This window comes from Ruegeria sp. AWH4_226 (assembly GCF_056159225.1).
In genome coordinates, this window is record NZ_JBSWUU010000002.1 from 87,813 (window position 1) to 107,751 (window position 19,939).

The 19,939-nt window shown below is 54.6% G+C and carries 21 protein-coding genes and 1 pseudogene; 15 read left to right on the forward strand and 7 right to left on the reverse strand.

The window, feature by feature from the left end; translation table 11 throughout:
- Positions 1 to 124 precede the first annotated feature (124 nt).
- From ACXAET_RS15850 to folE, 5 genes are all read right to left on the reverse strand, one after another.
- Positions 125 to 664 carry a YcnI family copper-binding membrane protein gene (locus ACXAET_RS15850; RefSeq protein WP_475187370.1) on the reverse strand — a complete coding sequence of 180 codons (540 nt, stop codon included), beginning with the start codon at positions 662 to 664 and terminating at the stop codon, positions 125 to 127.
- A 571-nt stretch (positions 665 to 1,235) separates the two neighbouring features.
- A complete protein-coding gene (locus ACXAET_RS15855; RefSeq protein WP_475187371.1) occupies positions 1,236 to 1,616 on the reverse strand; it encodes a COG4315 family predicted lipoprotein in 381 nt (126 codons plus the stop codon).
- Between the two features lie 112 nt (positions 1,617 to 1,728).
- Positions 1,729 to 2,097, reverse strand: coding sequence for a cupredoxin domain-containing protein (locus tag ACXAET_RS15860; protein ID WP_475187373.1), 369 nt, complete (start codon positions 2,095 to 2,097; stop codon positions 1,729 to 1,731).
- Positions 2,085 to 2,678, reverse strand: a complete 594-nt coding sequence (locus ACXAET_RS15865; protein WP_475187374.1) for a DUF4142 domain-containing protein — start codon at positions 2,676 to 2,678, stop codon at positions 2,085 to 2,087. Before ACXAET_RS15865 ends, ACXAET_RS15860 begins: the two co-directional genes overlap by 13 nt.
- On the reverse strand, positions 2,632 to 3,222 hold the full coding sequence (gene folE, locus ACXAET_RS15870; RefSeq protein WP_475187375.1) for a GTP cyclohydrolase I FolE: 591 nt from the start codon (positions 3,220 to 3,222) through the stop codon (positions 2,632 to 2,634). The genes ACXAET_RS15865 and folE overlap by 47 nt, the downstream gene beginning before the upstream one ends.
- A 104-nt stretch (positions 3,223 to 3,326) precedes the next feature.
- Here folE and ACXAET_RS15875 point away from each other — a divergent pair, with 104 nt between their 5' ends.
- Entirely contained in the window at positions 3,327 to 3,962 is a 636-nt protein-coding gene (locus tag ACXAET_RS15875) for a helix-turn-helix transcriptional regulator (RefSeq protein ID WP_475187377.1), read from the forward strand.
- A 196-nt stretch (positions 3,963 to 4,158) separates the two neighbouring features.
- Positions 4,159 to 4,545, forward strand: coding sequence for a transposase domain-containing protein (locus ACXAET_RS15880; RefSeq protein WP_475188395.1), 387 nt, complete (start codon positions 4,159 to 4,161; stop codon positions 4,543 to 4,545).
- Between the two features lie 177 nt (positions 4,546 to 4,722).
- Here ACXAET_RS15880 and ACXAET_RS15885 read toward each other — a convergent pair whose 3' ends face one another.
- Positions 4,723 to 5,871, reverse strand: coding sequence for a cytochrome-c peroxidase (locus ACXAET_RS15885; RefSeq protein WP_475187378.1), 1,149 nt, complete (start codon positions 5,869 to 5,871; stop codon positions 4,723 to 4,725).
- A gap of 587 nt (positions 5,872 to 6,458) precedes the next feature.
- Between ACXAET_RS15885 and ACXAET_RS15890 the strand changes: the two genes are divergently transcribed.
- From ACXAET_RS15890 to ACXAET_RS15950, 13 genes and pseudogenes are all read left to right on the forward strand, one after another.
- Positions 6,459 to 7,352, forward strand: a complete 894-nt coding sequence (locus ACXAET_RS15890; RefSeq protein ID WP_475187379.1) for a MotA/TolQ/ExbB proton channel family protein — start codon at positions 6,459 to 6,461, stop codon at positions 7,350 to 7,352.
- A 3-nt stretch (positions 7,353 to 7,355) separates the two neighbouring features.
- Entirely contained in the window at positions 7,356 to 7,730 is a 375-nt protein-coding gene (locus tag ACXAET_RS15895) for an ExbD/TolR family protein (RefSeq protein ID WP_475187380.1), read from the forward strand.
- A 5-nt stretch (positions 7,731 to 7,735) separates the two neighbouring features.
- Positions 7,736 to 8,119, forward strand: a complete 384-nt coding sequence (locus tag ACXAET_RS15900) for an ExbD/TolR family protein (protein ID WP_475187381.1) — start codon at positions 7,736 to 7,738, stop codon at positions 8,117 to 8,119.
- Positions 8,120 to 8,172: 53 nt separating this feature from the next.
- Positions 8,173 to 9,045, forward strand: a complete 873-nt coding sequence (gene tolA / locus ACXAET_RS15905) for a cell envelope integrity protein TolA (RefSeq protein WP_475187383.1) — start codon at positions 8,173 to 8,175, stop codon at positions 9,043 to 9,045.
- A 151-nt stretch (positions 9,046 to 9,196) separates the two neighbouring features.
- Positions 9,197 to 9,608, forward strand: a pseudogene (locus ACXAET_RS15910) (transposase family protein); the annotation flags it as partial.
- 675 nt (positions 9,609 to 10,283) lie between these two features.
- A complete protein-coding gene (locus ACXAET_RS15915) occupies positions 10,284 to 11,318 on the forward strand; it encodes a sugar ABC transporter substrate-binding protein (protein WP_475187384.1) in 1,035 nt (344 codons plus the stop codon).
- A 61-nt stretch (positions 11,319 to 11,379) separates the two neighbouring features.
- Positions 11,380 to 12,906 (forward strand): sugar ABC transporter ATP-binding protein, encoded by a 1,527-nt coding sequence (locus tag ACXAET_RS15920; RefSeq protein WP_475187385.1) that lies wholly within the window; start codon positions 11,380 to 11,382, stop codon positions 12,904 to 12,906.
- Positions 12,907 to 12,929: 23 nt separating this feature from the next.
- Positions 12,930 to 13,943 carry an ABC transporter permease gene (locus ACXAET_RS15925; RefSeq protein WP_475187386.1) on the forward strand — a complete coding sequence of 338 codons (1,014 nt, stop codon included), beginning with the start codon at positions 12,930 to 12,932 and terminating at the stop codon, positions 13,941 to 13,943.
- Entirely contained in the window at positions 13,940 to 14,926 is a 987-nt protein-coding gene (locus ACXAET_RS15930) for an ABC transporter permease (protein ID WP_475187387.1), read from the forward strand. Before ACXAET_RS15925 ends, ACXAET_RS15930 begins: the two co-directional genes overlap by 4 nt.
- 4 nt (positions 14,927 to 14,930) lie before the next feature.
- The gene (locus tag ACXAET_RS15935) at positions 14,931 to 15,992 is read left to right on the forward strand and encodes a zinc-dependent alcohol dehydrogenase (RefSeq protein WP_475187389.1); all 1,062 of its coding nucleotides are present in this window, start codon (positions 14,931 to 14,933) and stop codon (positions 15,990 to 15,992) included.
- 29 nt (positions 15,993 to 16,021) lie between these two features.
- Positions 16,022 to 17,578 carry a xylulokinase gene (locus ACXAET_RS15940; protein ID WP_475187390.1) on the forward strand — a complete coding sequence of 519 codons (1,557 nt, stop codon included), beginning with the start codon at positions 16,022 to 16,024 and terminating at the stop codon, positions 17,576 to 17,578.
- A 4-nt stretch (positions 17,579 to 17,582) separates the two neighbouring features.
- Complete coding sequence (locus tag ACXAET_RS15945) at positions 17,583 to 18,446, forward strand: class II fructose-bisphosphate aldolase (RefSeq protein WP_475187391.1); 864 nt, start codon at positions 17,583 to 17,585, stop codon at positions 18,444 to 18,446.
- Positions 18,443 to 19,189: an HAD-IA family hydrolase gene (locus tag ACXAET_RS15950; RefSeq protein ID WP_475187393.1), complete on the forward strand. Its 747-nt coding sequence runs from the start codon at positions 18,443 to 18,445 to the stop codon at positions 19,187 to 19,189. The genes ACXAET_RS15945 and ACXAET_RS15950 overlap by 4 nt, the downstream gene beginning before the upstream one ends.
- Here ACXAET_RS15950 and ACXAET_RS15955 read toward each other — a convergent pair.
- Positions 19,154 to 19,933, reverse strand: coding sequence for an HAD-IIA family hydrolase (locus ACXAET_RS15955; RefSeq protein ID WP_475187395.1), 780 nt, complete (start codon positions 19,931 to 19,933; stop codon positions 19,154 to 19,156). The two genes, ACXAET_RS15950 and ACXAET_RS15955, sit on opposite strands and share 36 nt — an antisense overlap.
- Positions 19,934 to 19,939: the final 6 nt, after the last annotated feature.

Below are 19,939 nucleotides of genomic sequence, written 5' to 3' on the forward strand. Positions count from 1 at the left end.
TAGCATTCCGCATTCAGCAGGCCACCAAAAAAGTCGGGTCACAAAACGAACTGAGACACCGAACGCACTTCATTACAACTTCTGGAAGGCTGGTGTTGACCTGGTCCGATTTACCATTGGCCTGTCAGTGGCTGTGACCGCCATCAACACTTGCTGGTACAACCAAAACACCTGGTGCGGGAGTATCAAGATCATGACCGTCTTGGCCAGCCTCAGGGATTTCGATCCAGTGTCGCTCGCTATTCGCGCATTCCTGAATCGCGGGAATATAGAGAGTTTCGCCTGCAGTTACATGATCGCTGATCCAGGCGCGGAATACAAATTCATCATAGTAAGCGTCAAGAAGCTCTCCCGACCATATGATTTCCTGCACGCCTTCCGAGACGGTGCTACCATAATATTCGTAACTGTTCTGGTACTCGCCGATCACTGTTTCAAGTGTCCATCCAGCTTTGACCATCGGCTGAGCTGCGATTAGTCCCTCTGGGATCTGTACACGGACACGCAAGGTTGCCTCGTCTCCGCAGCCGTGGGGAATGCGCAGCGTCAGACGCGCGGTTTCCCCCTGTACAACTTCGGGTTCTGCCAGGGAAACATGCGCATTCGCCTGTGATGCGAGTATCAGCAATGAAGTAATTGCAATGAATGTAGTGGTTTGTTTCATGGGTTTGTTTCCGTTTTCCGTTTTGATTCAGTTGGATTTCGAAACGAGGCTGGGGCGCGGTGTATATCTTACGAGCGGGCCTTTGATCAGGCTGGGTTTTTGAAGATCCCAAGAGGTATCCGGTCGAGCGTAATTCTGCTGTCCTGAGTACGATCTCAAAGTAACACCTGGTTTGTGAACAAGCTCGCCTCCCAGTGCACCGCCGACTTCGAGGGTCGTAACTGAAATCAAGTCCAACAACAGCACCCAGACCGGCAACCAGGTGCGAATGGTGTTGTCCTCAATGTGTCCGAGCAAACTGGCCAAGAACAATTGCCAAGCCGCGCCTCATAGTAAGATGTGTGTTGCAATAAGAAACAGCCCCAAGGCGCCAAGCGCCGCATGTATCAGCGACAGAGCCCAAGGAGCAAACTTTCCTCGAAGCACAGAAGCTGCCAGAACGAGACCACCAACGACGGTCACGAGGAAAGTGACAAGTGCATATGTCATGAAAGATACCTGCGGAGTGGATTGGTTAGCGACGGTATTGCTTTAGCAACTAAAGCCTCAGGAGCATCGGTGCAGGCGGCGTTTAAGGGCGCGCAAGGTGCCAAACGTCGTTGACACCATCACCTGTTATGTCGCCTGGGTTTTCATCGCTGACCCACCGGTAAAGGGGCTTGCCATCGTAAGCCCATTGCCGTGTACCATCGTCGCGCAAGATCGCAGTGAACTTGCCAAGCTCATCAGCGTCATCTGGCGCGATGAGAGGGGGCCACGCCTCAGCGCATCCGCCGTTGCAGGCAGAAGAGGTGGGTGTATCAGGATCGAAAGTATAGAGGCTCATCCCATTCTCATCGACGAGAATGCCATTGACCTCTGAGACAGGCGCAGTGGCGTGACCATCTGCATGGGCTGAATTTGCCGCCAGACTCAGGGCGAGGAAGGCTGAGGCGAGTGCAACGAATTTCATAGGAGTTCTCCGTGGTTTTGGTCCAAGCCAATTGGGCCGCTCGACACTGCCGAGGGGCTACATCACTTGATGATCTTGGCCGTTTTGGATTGGTTGCGTTTGAAGACAGACGTTATGCGGAAACTGTCACCGTGCCCTTCATATGAGGGTGGTAGGTACAGATGTAATCAAAGCGCTCGGCAGCTTGGAATACGATCTGCGCCGATTCTGACTTTTCCAGCTTGCCGGTGTCCCAGACAACGTTCTGCTCGGTGGCTGTATGGGGCGCAATATCCTCATTCACCCATTCAACGATATCCCCAGTTTGGATCTCAAGATGCTCAGGTATGAACTTGAACCGTCTGATCGTGACAGTATGGGTTTGTAAAACCTTGCTCTGAGATCGAGTGTCAGCGCTTGCACCGGTTGCAAGAATGCCAAGATGCGCGCCAAGCATCGTGCCGAACACACGCCGATTCATGGTGTTGTTCAGCTTTCGCATTGCAGCGACTCCACCATCACTTCAGCATGTTTCTCATGCTGCTGGAAAGTGGCCAGCGCATCTTTCAGCAATTCCCCAAGCGGCTCTACAGTTACCGCTGGAATGAAGCTATCCTTCACCGTGGCATTCACCAGTCGATGATAGGCCAGTTCATTGGTTGCATAAGCACAGTCAAATGCATGTCCTGACAAACCGACCAGTTCTTGTCGTTTAGCTGCCGCACCTTCAAGAAGTGCCTTTGACAGGTCGTTGTCCTGAGGCGCTACATCCAATTCAGTAAGCAATTTCACAGCAGCTTCGTTCACCGCGGAGTGATCGCGCAGCATGGTCGTTGCGAATTCAAGCACGGTTGGGTTTTCCGTCCATGCTGCCGCCAGATGCGCATATCGGATGTCGATCACGCCCGCGATGTAGGCAGAATGTGCGATTTCAAGATCATTCATGCCTTCTTGGGCTGCAGCACAAGTGGCGATGGCACCTGCGGCGAGGCAGCAAATCAAGCGGTTGGGTTTCATATTGGTTTCTCCCAGTTGGTTAGTGATTAAGAAGTTCGAAGAAGCGGTGTCGCGCTTGTTGGTCATCACGAAATACGCCAGTCAATTCCGTGGTGATGGTTTCAGTTCCGTGGACGTGAACGCCGCGCGTCGACATGCACTGGTGCTCGGCTTTGACCAACACGGCCACGCCCTGAGGGATCAGCACTTGCTGCAGAGTTGACGCAATCTGAGCCGTCATCCGCTCCTGGACTTGCAAACGGCGCGCAAAAGTACCGACGAGGCGGGCAAGTTTCGACAGTCCGACCACCCGGTCTGAGGGCAGGTAGGCCACGTGCGCGGTGCCGATAATTGGCGCCAAGTGATGCTCGCAAAAGCTGGTGAAGGGGATGTCTCTGACCAGAACGATGTCCTGATAACCTTCGATGTCTTCGAAGGTTCTGCCAAGATACTCTTCCGGGGACTCAAGATAGCCGGAAAACCATTCGCGATACGCATCGACCACCCGTCGTGGCGTATCCTGCAATCCTGGTCGGGTGTGATCGTCACCAGCCCAGTTCAGCAGTGTTTTGACTGCCTCCATAGCCTGTTCTTTGCTTGGGGGCAGCGTGATGTTTGTGGGTTTGGTCATCCTTACCTCGCGAATCATACACTTTGTTAATTAAAAACATTACAAAGTTGCGTCAACTGGAAAACGGCTCTATATGCAAGCGGAAGAACACGGGTACACGGACAATGCTTGGATCAAGTCAGACTGAAATCCTGAAGACGCTGCTTTATGCTCCGGAGGGTGTGAACATCGATACGATTTCGCAAAGCTTGGGCATTTCGCGAAACGCCACGTACCAGCATGTCAAAACTCTTGAACGTGATGGTCTGATCGCTCGTCATGAAATTGAGAAAACCAGAGGCCGGCCCGGCCAGACCTATCGCCTTACTCGCGAAGGACAGGCGACCTTCACTCAATCATACTCACTTATTGCGACATTGCTGATAGGAGCGGTAAAGCAAGACCTCGGAGAAGAAAAACTCACAACCTTTCTTGAAAGTCTGGGCCACTCCCTAGCGGAAGGTGTAAGTGAAGACCTCGCTGCAATGTCCACTGCGGACAGGGTTGCAAAGATATCTGACATAATGAAATCCCTTGGATATGAAACGATTGTGGAGCCTGATGGGACGACGCCGGGCGCCCCACCGCAGATTGTTGCCCACCATTGCGTGTTTCACGATGTTGCTGAGGAGCATCCGGAAGTATGTTCGATGGATCTCGCATTGCTTGGCTCTCTTTCCGGATGCAGCGTTGAACATAGCGAGTGCATTGTGCGCGGTGGCGGAAAGTGCAGGTTTAAGTTCCAATCAAGAAACTCATAAAGACCGTCAATATCGGTGTTTTTCACCGGATAAGCCTTTGCGTTTTTGACGGGATTGTCAAAGTCAGGCCTGATCCTCACAAAACGGTTCTGTTGCAAACATTTGACCATTGGGGCTGCCACAAATGGCAATACCCGTCGGGATGTTCTTATGCTTCGAAGGAAGTTGCAAAGCCATAACCATTGCTTAAATCCTGATCGAAACAGCCAAGCTTAACTGTGTTGACCGACATGTCAGGCTAACATGGGTATTGGTCCAGATCGCAGATCACAATATCCACCAGATCGACGAACTGCTCCGCTGCCGACACGCTGCCCAAGCAACGTACCAGGCCGCACCAGAACAACGCCAGTGCACCTTCTATGGACGATCGCTGCGTGAACCATCTCTGCGCCACTCCACCAATCAACTTGGCAAACAGCAAAAATTCGCGGTCGGGCAACTGTGTGTCGTCAGGCACGGGCTAGCAGCACGTGCAAAAGGCTGTGCAATAGGTCAAACACGTGTCAGTACCAGAATCGATGCAAAAGGCCGTGCCAGTTACCTCTTGCGTTCTAAGCGTCTACACATATTGCAAACTTGATCCCGACCGTCAGGCTGAGCGTCGTTTTGGTAGCACATGCTCTAAATGACGGGATCAAACCGTATGCCTGAGCACACGCAGGGAATTGCCCACGTGGACAGCATCAAACAAACTCAAACTGCCGCCTGATCAGGCTTCACCAACTTTTGGGCATAGGTTGCTTGGGGTTGCAGCTCGTCAATCCTCCAATAGGTGCTCATAGCGCTCGTCGGTCAGAGTTTTCAGAAAAGCGACAAGCGCATCAATTCGTTGATCGTCAAGTGCGGGACCGTGTGTAAGTTCTGTGACGGCAAGGGTTTCAGGCACTGGTGTTGGGCCGAAATTGACGCCTGTCTCGGGGTTGATCCGACGCGCATCAGATCTTGTGTTGTAGATATTGTAGAACAGAACAACTGTCCGCAGATCCTGAAAAACGCCGTTGTGCATGTAAGGCCCGGTGACAGCGACATTGCGCAGCGTCGGCGTGCGAAACTTGCCGCGCTGCGCCTGATCGCCCCCCACCGCTTCATTTGCGACAAGGCCTTCGTCCACAGTGCCTGTTGCGACACCATTCAGTTTTCGCAATGCATGGTTTTCGGGCGTGCCAATGTTGTGGTAACGATGGTCGGAAAAGGTCTCGCGAGGGTCGATAGCACTGCGGGACAACTGGTGGCATTGGTTGCAGTTTGTGAATTGTTCGGAAAAGAACAGCACGCGGCCCAACTCTTCTTCTTTTGTCAACTCAACCTCACCGCGCAGGTACTTATCGTATTTTGAATCGAAGGGGCTGAATTCTGGTGTACGTTCAAAGGCGGCAATGGCCTGTGTCATCGCAGCGTATCCTGTGTCAGCATAGTCAAGAACGTCAGAACCGAACAAGGTGGAAAAGGCTTCGGTGTAAACCGGATCTTCAAGCAGCCGCGCCACAACGGCCTTTTTGGACGGCATCCCCATCTCAATTGGATTGAGCGGTGGGCCACCCGCTTGGTCTTCTAAGGTTGGTGCGCGCCCATCCAGAAACCGCCCTCCAACCCACTCTCCTTCCGAGTTCTTGTGAAGTTGAGGAATAAACGCTGCGTACCCGGCCGTAGGAGCGTTGCGATCCCCGAGCGAAACTCCGTCAGCGCCAAGCGAAGCCATGCCTCGTGGGTCGGCAAATCCAAACTCGGGGTCATGGCAGGTTGCGCAGGCCTGAGTTCTGTTCATCGAAAGGTTTACATCGAAAAACAGACGCTCACCAAGCTCTTCAATATTCTTTGGGGGATTGTCCAAAGTATCGGACAGGGCGATTGCAGCGGTAAAAACACAACACAAACCGACAACAGCGAAGTAAGAGGTTTTGAGCATGGAGTCTCCTTTCTCGACAGTTTTAGTAAACAATAAGCGTGTCGGTTTTGATTTCGGTCAAGCTTTCGATCACTGTCCCAAATAGGTTTCAAAAATCAGGCATTTGAGGAAGAAGCAACTGCAGATTTTCGCGATGTATAAATCGGAAGTATCTTTATGAAATCAATATGGAATTCTCAACTCACTACATGCTGTGGGAAGCTGAATTTGCAACTCTTCCTTCGCTCTGGGTCGCACCGAGGTTTTGATCGCCTGGACGCAGATATGCCATCGTAAGCGTTTCGATTTAGCGCGAGGTCGGTATCAAGGCTGAACCAGCACTGCCTTAAAAACACGTGCCGCGGGGGTCAATGAGCACTGTAAATTTGGATGTTTACACTGCAGCTGCCAATCGTGTCGAAAGCCTATTTCTAATTCTTGACAAGAATAGTCAGTTTGAATATCGCAACCCCAGCCGATTGAGCCAGTCTGGTATCTGACGAGCTAGATCAACAGTGGTCACCATACGTGTGTCGTGAAAACGGTGATTTGCTCAATGGCGCAAACACACTCAACACACTTGAGGAAAAAGAGAGGCAGGGCACGCTATGAATAACGCAACACTTGCACGCGTTCTGGTTGTAGTTTTGGTTTCGTGCGCAAGCGCTGCATTTGCCCAGGAAACGCCTGTTTCGCCGCCACAAACACTGTCGCAGCCTGAAGCGCCAGTGTTAGAGCTGCCTCCAGCTTTGAACTCCGGAGACGTCCTTGTCACTCAAGACAGTGATGCCCTCGCGGGGGCGGCGGCGCAAGGCGCTCAAGAACCGCAGAATGTTGATCCGGTTTCCGACTCTGAATTGGCGGCAAGCCGTGCGATGACGTTTCTTCAGAATGGCGGGCCAGCGATTTGGGCAATCTCTGCCCTGTCAGTGGTCACGCTTGCGCTTATCTTGTGGAAAATCTGGCGACTGGCACTCGTTGGCGCGTGGTCTCACGGCAAGGCGGTTGATGCGGTGGAAGCCTTTGAAAACGGCGATGGAAAGAAAGCCATGGGGTTCGTGGAAGGACGCCGCGGAATTCGGTCCCGGGTTGTCGAAACGACGTTAAGGAGTTTCCAAAGCCTGCCCGAAGACAGCGTTCGGGAAGAAACTGCACGTGTTGCAAAGCGCGAGTTAGCGTCGGCACGGGTTGGTTTGGGTGCACTTGAACTGATTTCGACAATTGCGCCGTTGCTCGGATTGTTAGGCACTGTGCTTGGTATGATTGCCGCGTTTCAGGCGCTGCAGGCTGCAGGCTCCAAAGCTGATCCGGCATTGCTTGCCGGAGGCATCTGGGAGGCGTTGCTGACCACCGCCGCCGGCATGGCGGTTGCAATACCAGCATCCGCAGCGCTGACTTGGTTCGAAGCGGTAATTGAGCGTATGCGCAGGGATATCGAAGACAACGCCGCACGGATTTTTGTAGCAGCTGGTCCGGACAGAATGAAGCTGGCGGCTGAGTAACACATGAATCTTACCCAACCCGCTCGACCCCGGCGCAAGCCTAGTCTGACCCCAATGATCGATGTGGTTTTTCTGTTGCTGGTGTTTTTCATGTTGGCGTCCCGCTTTGGCGTTGAGGTGATGATGCCCCTGCCACTCGCCTCATCGGGGGACGGAACCTATGACGGGCCGCCAAGGATGGTGGTTATTTTGCCGGATGGCGTTTTGTTGAACGGTCAACCGGTTGCAGATTTGCCTGATGCACTACGCCCGTTGATTGATCAGCCAACTGACATGATTATCCTGCGCGGACAAGGCGATGCGACCTTGCAAAGTGTCGTCGCTGTCACCGAGCAGTTGCGGGCCGCTGGGTTCACCTCATTGGTATTGGTGGAGTGACCTTGATGGATCTGAGTGAGCCGGTCAAAAAACAGCGTTCGGAATCCATTGTGCCGATGATCAACGTTGTTTTTCTGTTGTTGATTTTCTTTTTGATGACGTCGCAACTCTCGCGCCCAGAGCCATTTGAGATCACCCCGCCGGAAGCCGCCACCCAAGCCGAAGTCGAAGCCGAAACGATTTTGTTTGTTGGCACAGATGGACGCCTGTCTTTCGATGGAGCCGAGGGAGAAGGCGCAATAGCAGCCATAGCCGCGCAAAGCGATGCGTCAGATGTGATTCAGGTTCGGGCCGACGCTAACCTTAAAGCGACCGTTCTCGCAGGAATTCTGAAGCAGCTTGCTGCCGCAGGACTGGCGCGTGTCGAGTTGGTGGTGCAAGCGAAATGAGACGCTGGACAGAAGCTGCCGTCTTTTCTGCGCTGGCACTTGCCATTCATGTTGTGCTGTTTGGCCTGCAATCAAATGACGGTGTGGAAGCCGGCGGCGTCGGGGGTGAGGCTATTGTCTCGATCGAAGCGGCTTCTCCGGCGGTGATAGAAATGGTCGAAAAGTGGGAGCGCCCTGCTGCCCGAACACCTGAACCCATTGAAACACTGATTGCACCCGAACCGATAAAAACACCACAAACACCCAGGATTCAACTAAGCGAAGCCCCGCGTGCTGATCTGAAAGTCGCGGCTTTGCCAGCGCTTGAATCTGATGAGCTGAACCTTGACGTCCAGCAACCTCCGCCCAAACCAGTCAAACGCCCTTCCGAAGTTGAGAAAAGCCCTACGCAAGAACCAAAGCCGGTAAGCGAACCCCCCGAGCTGGAACCATCAGACATTGCTCCGACGTCGTCGCCGAGGCCGACCGAGCGCCCACAACAACGAGCCGAAAAGCAAAAAGAACAGCAGGTTGAAGAAAAAAGAAAGGCCGAGAAAGCCAGCGCAGGACGTGCAGCCCAAAAAGCTGCCGGAACGGGGGGTAGTGCCCAAGCTGGCAATTCCGGTGCAGCGCAAACAACAACCGTATCAAGGGGGCAGCAGGCCAAGCTTCAGGCAATCTGGGGATCCAAAATTCGGTCGCGGATTGAGCGGGCCAAACGTTATCCGCGCGGTGAAAGAGATTCTGGAAAAGTCAGTTTGAGAATATCGATTGGCGGCAACGGCCGGCTTTTAGGTGTCAATGTCGTCCAGTCGTCAGGGAATCCTACGCTGGACCAGGCAGCGCTGGCGGCAGTTCAGCGCGCCGGTAAGTTCCCGCCTGCACCAAAAGGACTGGCGGGCAACTCATTTACATTCAGTTTGAGTGTCACTCTTCAAAGGAAATAGGTCGTCATCTTGCGGTGAATCCGACTGACCTATCGTCCAGATGTTCTCTGGTTGAACCTGTTCAATCCGCGCCGATCATCAGGCAGCGGGTGCAAAAAGGATTAAGGGTGGCCGTAATTCATTCAGTGGATGAGTTGCGAACCTGAACGTCCGAAGGACTCTGCGACAGGCTTTTGGTCGTTCAAGAGGTGGCTTCACCACCAAGTTCCACCTTCTCGTAAACGCACACAGCTTGCCTATGAGGACCGAGATCATACCGGGTCGGACTTCTGACTATCGTGGTTTCGATTTGGTCATGGAGGGCAATCTGCCTCAGCTGCGCGTGTTGTTAGAGGATCAATGATCGCGATCTGATGACCCAGATACCCATGCGCAAAACCAGAAAGATGCGCGTTGGTGTCGACCGTTCACTTTACCGACTGGGAAATCGGGTCGAGCGCTGCTTCACCAAGCTCAAGAACGCTCGGCGTGGTGCAACCCGCTACGACAAGATCGCAGAGAGCTTCCAAAGATTCATCGACGTAACGTCCATCCGACTTTGGCTTCGCCATTTGCCGACATGACCTAGGCGCCAATGTCGACTATCAGGACATCATTTCAGGTGCTGAATTCCTGGCACATGGTTACTACCTGAGCCCAGAACAGATGACCTTTGCCACTACGGACGAATTCACGTTTTAGTCGCTGGCGACATAGATTTCGAGCGCACAGCGTGTTTCACAGCTCCGAAAACGGAGCCGTTACATGAGCAACTTGCGCGCCCGGACGAACGACGTCTTGCCTGGCAGAAGATGGTCCCGATGACCTTTAGGCTGCTTTTGTTGCGACCAATCCACGCTTGGTAGAAGGGATCTAGGCAGAACGGAATCATGGGATGCCCCGAAAAGAAAGATAACCAGTAAGACGGAAAGACTCTACGGGCTGCAGCAAGAGAGGAAAGTTTCTTTCACTTTGACCGGTTGACTTCATTCCGTTGAAATCCAGGTCAGGAGTTTGGTCAAAAACGTTTGAAAATATACAAATGAAGAGCTGGAGCATAGAAAAATAGTGCCATATGAGAGACTAGTTTTCTCATTGTGTGCAAATTTTTTTCACAATTTTTATTCACGGCGAAAATTTTCTTCTTGACCGGTGAAATGGTTTCATTACGCTTCAAGTCGTCGGGGGCCTAAGGTGGAGGAGCTTTGGTTGTCCTGGCTTTTTGGCAGTGTCTTTTTGGCGCTTACAGGGAGGAATCAATGTCCGACGAAATCAAAAAAATCACCGAAGCCCCAAGCGGTTTCGCAATGTCTCGCCGTCAGGTGCTTTCTGCGGGGGCGGCGGCGGCCGTGTTGGCTTATACTGGCGGTGTCAGACCTGCGGCTGCGTCTGGTTACAAGTTTGCAGCCGCCTTAGGTTGGACCGCTTTCGATAGCGGCGCGGCCCTTCTGCAGGGTTATAAGGATGCCGTGAGCGAGCTTGGGGGCGAGTTATCGATCACCGATGCCGGGTTCGACCCCAAGAAACAGTCAGACCAAATCGACTCGATAATTGCATCGAAGCCGGATTCGCTGTTTATCACGCCTTCCGACGCTGCTGCGATTGCTCCGTCAGTGCAGCGCGCCATCGACGCGGGTATTCCGGTGTTCTGTGGCGATAGCATGGTTCCGGGCGTGGCTGTGCATACAACTGCCTTGTCCAACAACTTTGGCATGGGCTTTGTAACTGCTGAATACATTGCCAGAAAACTGGGCGGCGAAGGCAACATTGCAATCGTTACCCTGCCATCGAACGAAAGCTGGGACCAGCGTACTTTGGGTATGGAACATGCGTTGCGTAAATATCCCGGCATCAACGTTGTGGCCAAATGGGCCTTCAACTTCCTTGTGAACACGACGCCGCGTCAGGCGGTTGAAAACATGCTGACCGCACATGACAACATCGACGCTGTATGGTGCGCGTGGGATGGCGCGGCCATCGAGGGGTCGCTGGCGGTACGAGCCGCGGGCCGTGACAACATCTTCCTGACGGGCATTGATGGTGGTGAGCAGGCATTTAGTTACATTGCCGGGGGTGCCGCGTTTGAGATGACCTGTGCCCAAAGCTTTTACGAGATGGCCTATCTCGATGCGCTCTACGCACACGAGTATTTGGCGGGTCGCAACATCCCACGTCTCGTCATTACGCCGACCTACGCAGTCAACTTTGAAGATCTTAAGGATCTTGGTCCTTCAGCGTCGGATTACGACCGCCCTGGTCGCGCGGATGAGCTCGGCTGGACCCGCGCAATCTGAGTCCGCGACATGAAATCCTGATGCGCGATCGCGCATCAGGTAATCGCAAAATGAGGCGGGTATGGTCGAACCAATTCTGAAAATGACCGCAATCTGCAAGGATTTTGGTCACGTCAAAGCACTCAATAACGTGGACTTTGAGCTTGTTCCGGGCGAGGTGCACGCGCTTTTGGGCATGAATGGTGCTGGAAAAAGCACTTTGACGAAAATCCTGTCCGGGATTTACGAGCCGTCATCAGGGCGTATCGAGGTTGGCGGGCGCGAAGTCGTGCTGAGTGATCCCAAGGCGGCGCAGCAAGCGGGGATTGCAGCCGTACAGCAGCACCCTGAACTTGTTCTTTCGATGACTGGGTACGAGAATATCCTGTTGGGGCGTGAAACCGGCAAACCGGGGCTTTTCCGCAAGATCGACCGCAGGATGTTGAGAGAAAAGGCCAAATCCCTCTTGGCTCGGTTTCCATTGTCCATCGACCTGTCTCGCAAAGTGTCCGAATTGTCAGCTGTTGAGCGAGAGGTTCTGGCGATCCTCCATGCGCTGACGCGCGATGATATCCGCATCCTTCTTCTGGACGAACCAACGTCCACACTCACGGAAAACGAACAGGAATTGCTGTTTTCGTTGATGCGTACATTGCGAAGTGAGGGGATTTCGATCCTCTACATCACTCACCGTCTGGAAGAGGTTTTCCAGATCGCAGACCGATTTACCATTTTTCGAAACGGTGAGCGTATCCTGACCATGGAAGCCCAAGAGGCCAAGCGCACCGGGGCTTCACTGGCCGAGCTGATGCTGGGGCAACCGCTGAATGATCTCTATCCTGACCGCATATCAGTAAATGAACTGAAAGACGACGGGGAAGTCGTGATCGAGGTGGAAGGTCTGTCGTTGGCCCGGGATTTCAAGAATGTGTGCTTGAAAGCGCGTAAGGGAGAGATCTTGGGCATCTTCGGTCTTGTCGGATCGGGGGTCCATCAGCTGTCGGATGCGTTATTTGGTGTCAAACGGCCGGATGAAGGGATAATCCGGCTGAATGGGAAAGACATAGCAATCAAGTCCCCCGGGATGGCCTTGAAGCAGGGGATATTCCTGCTACCCGGGGATCGGCGCAGCCAGGGCCTCGTGATGGACCGAAACTCGGTCTTCAACATAACGCTGGCAAATCTCAAGCGTTCCTCAAACGTGATCGGGTTCAATCGGGTCAAACACAACCGCGAAAAAGCCGAGGAACTGGCAGGACGGCTGGACCTGACCCCGGCCAACGTCATGGTTTCTGCAAGCAGTTTTTCAGGTGGCAATCAACAAAAAGTAGTGATCGGAAAGGGGCTGTTCACCGAGGCGCAGCTCTACATCTTTGTCGAGCCGACCATCGGTGTCGATATCGGTGCGCGCGCCAAGATATACACCTTGATCCGCGACCTTGCCAAACAAGCCGCAGTGATAGTGATCTCCTCTGATTGTGACGAGGTTCACGGGTTAAGCGATAGAGTCATGGCGATTTACAAAGGCCGCCCAGTCACTGAGCCGCTTCCGTCCAGCACGCGCGACAACCTGCTGGTAGCGGGCGTCATGGGGGAGGCAAGAGCGTGACATCCGACAAGAAGATCTCGCCAATGACACTGCGTGTAATCGGGTATTTTGCACTGATCTCAGCCATCGCGTTGTTCTTTTTTCTGAACGAGCCGCGTTTCCTTTCTGCGGACAACATCACCGCGATCCTGCGCCATCTTGCGGCCACTGGGCTGGCTGGATTGGGGCTGACCTTCGTGATCGTTGTACGCAAGTTTGATCTGTCCTTTCCCGGCGTGATCAGTTTTGGCGCCATGTGCACGGGCTATTTCATTGCAATGAATGTAGATTTGCGGCTGGCTATCCTGGCCGCGATGGGTGCGTGCGCAGTCTTCGGCTTGGTTAACGGGCTCGCAGTTAGCTATCTCAGGATGCCTGACATCGTAACCACGGTTGCAGTCGGGTCAATCGCGGCGGGCGGCGCATTCCTTTTCTCAGGCGGCACCAACATTTTCAGGGGGTTTTTTACTTCGGGTATTCTCGACCTCAATGATGGTAAGATCTGGGGCATCAGTTATTCCACGATCTTTCTGTTGTCGGTTTATGCCATCGCCTTTGCCATCCTGAATCTCTCGCGATGGGGTCGCAGTTTTTATGCCACTGGCGAAAATGCCATTGCTGCGATGTATTCGGGAATAAATGTACGAGCCTATGTGCTGATCGCCTTTGTGATCTGCGCGGTGATGATGGTCTTTGCCGCGACGCTGGTGATTGCACAAGGCGGTCGATCCGAGCCGATTGCGGGTAATGGCTTTCTGATGAGCGCTTATGCCTCGGTGCTGTTGGGCGCAGCCCTGTTCGAGCGTCCTGGCGTGATCCCGACTTTTGCCGGGACGCTAATGATATCTATGATTTTGAATGGATTTACCTTGATCAGTGTGCCTTATTACTGGTCGAACGCAGTCGTTTCGACCGTCTTGATCCTGGGCGTGATCGTTTTTGACAGCCGAACTGGCGGAGCAATACGCCGCGCGCTGTCGCGAGCTGGCGCCCGAACCGCCACTGCATCGCCTTCGGGCATGGCGAAAACCACACCGGCAGGAGAACCTGCAGAATGATGGCCGATACCGAGTTCCACCCTGAAAACCCCATGCGTCGGTTCCTTGAAACTTACGGCTTGGTAATTGCCCTTGTGGCGTTGTTCCTGATCTTTTATGCCCTTCGACCACCCATTGGCAGCGCGTCGAACTTGGTGACTATTCTAAAGGCGGCGTCGATCTCGGTTATCATGGTGATTGGCCTAACCTGGATCATTGCAACAGGGCAGATTGACGTAAGCTTTGTCGCTTCGGCGGCCCTTGCGAACATGATTTCAGCGTGGATGGTGCAGAACGGCTATGGCTGGGGCGCGGGAATAGCCTGCGGTCTTTCTGCGGGATTGGTCATGGGATTGATCAACGGAGTGTTGATCCAGTTTCTGGGACTGGCACCGCTGGTCGTGACGATAGCTACCGGTGGGCTAGGATCGTCCATCGCGGCGGCGATTGGTCTCGGTACGTCGTTCCGAATAGACGACACCGGCGCGTTGGGCGCATTTATGGATACCAATTTTGGGGTTTTCCCCGCAGTGACGTTGGTCGCAATCGCGGTGGTTGCGCTGGCTTGGTATGTGCAGGAGAAGCTGACATTCGGCCACTACATATATGCGCAGGAAGGCAATTTCGAGGCCGTTCATGAAGCCGGCATAAATGTACGCAGACTAAACATGATGTTGTTTATCTTCTCGTCCTTGATGGCCTCGGTCGCTGGTATCCTATTAGCTGCGGGGCTTTCATCTGGCCAACCGCAGATTGGCACCAGCTACTTTATCGATGGCTTGACGGCTGTATTCTTGGGTAGCCTGGCCATCCGAACCGGGCAGGCCAACGTGCTGGGCACGCTCGTGGGTATCCTGATCCTGGCCGTCCTGTCATCAGGTGCGGCTCTAATGGGGTGGCCAGACTACCAACGCGAAATCATCAAAGGCGCGATGCTTCTGGTCGGGATCTGGCTGGTTATCGTTGCCCGCCCGCAAACGCGTGACGCCGCGCAGGAGATTTGACGAAATGAACGTGCAAAGCCGCAACAAGACACATATGAAGGCGTTGGTGAAAACCGCGGCAGGTCCGGGTAATCTGTCATTGCTGGACTATGACGTGCCCGCGGTTGAACCGGGCGAGGCGCTGATCCGCATTCGCGCGGCAGGTATTTGCGGCACTGATCTGCACATTAAGCACGATACGTTTCACAACTATCCTCCGGTAACGCTGGGGCATGAATTCTCGGGGGAAATTGCTGAGCTTGGCGAAGGGGTGGAAGGATGGGCGGTCGGCGATCGCCTTGTCGCTCAGCCACATAAAGGTGGGTGTGGGGTTTGCCGGTACTGCAAGACCGGCATGGTCGAGATCTGCGCCAACAAAAGGGCGATCGGCTATAAAATCGACGGCTCGATGGCTGAGTATGTCGCACTACCCGTCGGGTCATTGCACCGTATTCCGGACAGCCTCGATTTCGAAACGGCTGCGTTGGCCGAACCTCTGGCAGTATGTGTAAAAGCGGTTCTAGAGCGGGCTCGTGTTGAACCGGGCGACTTTGTCGTTGTGCAGGGTTGCGGTGCCATCGGTTTGTTGGCAGCGGCGGCTGCCAAGGCTGGCGGGGCAGGGACAGTGGTCGTTACCGGAACCGATCAGGATCTGGATGTGCGCTTGCGTGTCGCGCGAGCGATGGGCATGGACGATGCAATTAGCGTGCAGCAGACGAATTTGGTCGACTATGTTGCAGAACGCACTGAAGGTGGTGCGGATCTTGTAATCGAGGCCAGCGGCGCTCCGGTTGCAATCGCGCAAGCCTTTGATCTGGTGCGCCGCGACGGGCGCATCTGCGCGATTGGCCTGACTGCGGCCGAAGAGATATCTGTTCCCTGGTCCAAGGCCATCCACAAATGCATCGAGATCAACACAAGCTATTCCAGTAGTTGGACGAGCTGGGAAACCGCGATCCAGCTCTTGGCTGGCGGGTCGGTCAATACCGCGCCTTTGATTTCAGGGCGCTATGCATTGGATGAATTCGAAGAAGCCTTTGCCTCGCTTGAGCGTTTGCAAGCCGTCAAGAACCTGTTTCTGCCGTAACCTGACCACGATCACAGGACCACGCACGCATGATGAAAGACCTGATAATCGGCGTCGACAGTTCGACAAGCGCGACCAAAGTGGTGGTATTTGACCGCACAGGTCGTATCGTGGCACTGGCGGCGAACGGGTATGAGATTTCGACACCCAATCCAGGTTGGTCTGAACAGGACCCGTTGGACTGGTGGGGTGCGTTCAAGGCAGGCTGTGCCGAGGTGATGGCCCATCCCGATGTGGCGTCCGATCGGATCGCTGGGATCGGCATCACCCATCAGCGATTTACCTTTGTTCCTGTAGACACTGACATGACGCCGCTGCGCCCTGCGATCCTTTGGAACGACATCCGATGTGGCGCCGAGGCTGATTTTGCACGCAAGACGATTGGCGGCGCGAAAGTGTTCGACCGAACAGGTTATTCACCGGGACAATGGACGCTTTACAAGGCGTTATGGCTCAAGCGGAACGAGCCCGAGGTCTACGAGAAAACCCACAAGCTGGTGCTCGTGCAGGATTACTTGATCCACAAACTGACGGACCAATTGGTCACGCTTTCGGGTGCAGCGACGATGACCGGGGCGTTGGACATTACCGACCGCCATACTTGGGCGTATGACGTTATCGACGCGATGGGTGTGCGGCGGGATATCTGGATCGACACCATCCTGCCGGGCTGTGCCGAGGCCGGGCGCGTGACTGCTACCGCTGCTGCCGAGACCGGACTGCCCGAGGGGCTGCCGGTTATAACCACGGCGGGGGATCAACCCTGCGGTATTCTGGGCGCTGGTGTGACCGATCCCGGCCAGATCGGTATCAATGGTGGAACATCCTGTACCAACGAATTTGTGGTCGAGGGGCTGCCAGCCCGCGATACCGAGGACTACATGATCGAGGTTTCGCCGACAGGTGACTATGTTGCCGAGAACTATATCCCGTCCGGTGGTTCGGCGCTTATGAATTGGTACCGCTCCAATCTGGGTGCAGCTGATGTGGCTGCCGCCGACGAGGCGGGTGAAAACCTATGGGACAGGATTTATGGTCTGGCCGCAGAAAGTCCCGTTGGCAATCACGGGGTTGTGGTGCTGCCATTTTTCCAAGGCGCGAACGGGCCGTTTTGGGATCTTGACGCGCGGGGTGTAGTTTTTGGACTGCACACCGAGCATGGCCGCCCGCAGATCGTGCGTGGCATCATTGAAGGGTTGGCTTACGAGTGCCGTCGCCAGGCCGGGCTTATGGAGAAGGGCACGGGAACCAAGGTGGATGCAGTGCGGATGTATGGCGGTTCGGCCGTCTGTGATCATTGGAACCAGGCATTCTCTGACATTTTCCGTGTGCCCGTCGAAGTGCCAGACACACCCGAAGCCACAGCACTAGGGGCAGGGATCGCTGCTGCGGTAGGCGTTGGCCTCTTCGAAACCTGCCGTGATGCGGCGCAGGAAATGGTCACGATCCGAAAAACCTATCAGCCGATCCCTGAAAATTCCGATCTTTATGACCGCTATTACCGGGACGTTTTCGAACCACTTTACGAGCAGACCAGTGCCCTGATGGCTGCTGGTGCTGCGATTAACCGAAGCCTGACGGAGTGAAGAAATGCCATTGACACGAATGGGCCCAATGTTGCGATCCGCGCTTGGGCAGCGGCGCGCTGTTGCCGCTGTGAACATCATTGACTTCAACTCAATCCGCGCCGTGATCGACTGCGCCCAATCGCTGAGTGTTCCCGTGATTGCGCAGGTCTCGGTCAAGACTGTGCGCCATTGGGGCGCGAAACCGGTGGCAAGCTGGGTCAAGGTTCTGGCGGCAGACGCAGATGTCGACGTGGCGCTTCACCTGGATCACTGCACAGACGAAGACGTCATAGATACCTGTATTGATGCAGGTTGGACTGCGGTAATGTTTGACGGCTCAAGCCTGCCGTTTCAGGAAAACCTTGACCGTTCCACAGCAATTTATGCTCGTACACAGGCGGCTGGCGTCGATCTGGAATGCGAAATTGGCGCGATTGGCGGGGTCGAGGATGACAAGATCGTGGACGATGACGACGCGCGGCTGGCAGATTACGCCGAGTGTCTTGCGTTTGCACGTGCCATGCCGGAAATGGGTGTTTTCGCTCCGGCGATTGGCACGGCTCACGGGTTTTACAAAGGCGAGCCAAACATAGCCTATGACCTGTTGGAACGTGTTTCAAAGGGGACAAATCTGCCCATTGCATTGCATGGCGGTACGGGGCTGAGCAACGACCAGTTTCGCGCTTGCATCGCGCGAGGCTGCGCCAAGGTCAACCTGTCAACGATGCACAAGCGCGACTTCATCAACGGGTTTGTATCCGTTGCCAGCCGGTCCCCAAAACCCTCTGAGCCGCTCTCATATATACAAGAGCAACACCGTCAGATGAGTGACAGCCTGCGCCCCTTCCTGACGCTTTTCAACGCACCTCAAGAGGTGGCGGCATGAGCAAGCTTGAGGCGCTCTTGTTCGATTGTGATGGCGTTTTGGTGGATACAGAACGGGACGGACACCGCGTTGCGTTCAATCGGGCCTTTGCCACCCTGGGGTTGGAAGCAGATTGGTCGGTCGCATACTATGCCGAGTTGCTGGATATTGCCGGTGGTAAAGAGAGGATGCGACACCACTTTGACCGGGTCGGTTGGCCGGATGTCCCAGACGCGGACACCTTTATCCGAGATGCGCATCGCTGCAAAACGGATGCATTCATGGATCTGATCGACAGCGGCGCGATGACCCTGCGCCCCGGCGTTGCCAGGTTGATCAACGAGGCATTGGCAGACGGGGTGCCGGTGGCCATTTGCTCAACGTCGAATGAACGCGCGGTCGAAGGTATTCGCGACAAACTGATAGGCGGCGACGCAGCAGCCCGAATCCGGGTTTTTGCCGGTGACATGGTGCCGGCCAAGAAACCAGACCCTGCAATATATCTTCTGGGAGCTAGGACACTTGGTGTCGATCCGTCGGCGTGTGTCGTGGTCGAGGACAGCAATATAGGGCTGCGCGCAGCCAAGGCCGCCGGTGCCAAATGTGTTGTAACCAAATCAACCTATACTGGCGGTGAGAATTTTTCAGCTGCTGATGTTGTGGTGGATGACCTAGACGAAGGCGGGATCACTCTGGCATCCTGCCGTGACCTTGTGACTGAACAAGGCTCAACCCAATCCGAAGTGCCCGGCGAGGTCGTGTAGACGGTCGAGAACCAGATCGGGGCGATAGGGGTGTTGCCCGATCGTGGACCGGTCAGAGCTTCCGGTCAGCACCAGAGCGGTTTTCAGGCCCAGTTCCAAACCGGCTAGCACATCCGTGTCCATTCGATCTCCGACCATGATCGCATCCGAAGCACGGACGCCCAAACGGTTCAGCGCGCCGCGCATCATGAAAGGGTTTGGTTTTCCCAGATAATAGGGCATCTTTCCCGTTGACGCCTGGATCAGCGCGCAAGCAGAGCCGCAGGCAGGGTGCTGGCCATCCTCAACTGGCCCGCTCACGTCCGGGTTAGTGCCAATAAACCGCGCCCCGTCTGCCACCAGCTTAGATGCTGTCGCAAGATCGGAATAGGTATAATCCAGACTTTCTCCGACCACCACAAAATCAGGCGCGTTGTCGGTGAGAATACAGCCCTTGTCCTTAAGGGCGAGATGTAGCCCATCATCCCCGACAGCAAAAACGGTCGCACCGGGTTTTTGAAGGTCTAAAAACCGGGCCGTTGCCAGCGCTGAGGTATAAATATTCTCGGCAGCAACGGAATACCCCACGGAACACAACCTTTCGGCATGCACCTCAGGGGCAAAGCGAGAGTTGTTTGTAAATACCATAAATGGAATGCCGTGATCGCGTAGCAACGTGATGTATTCCGGCGACCCGCTGATTGGTTGCATCCCGCGCACAAGGACTCCGTCCATGTCGAGCAGGTGATTGGGTGTGGGGGACATCTTTTT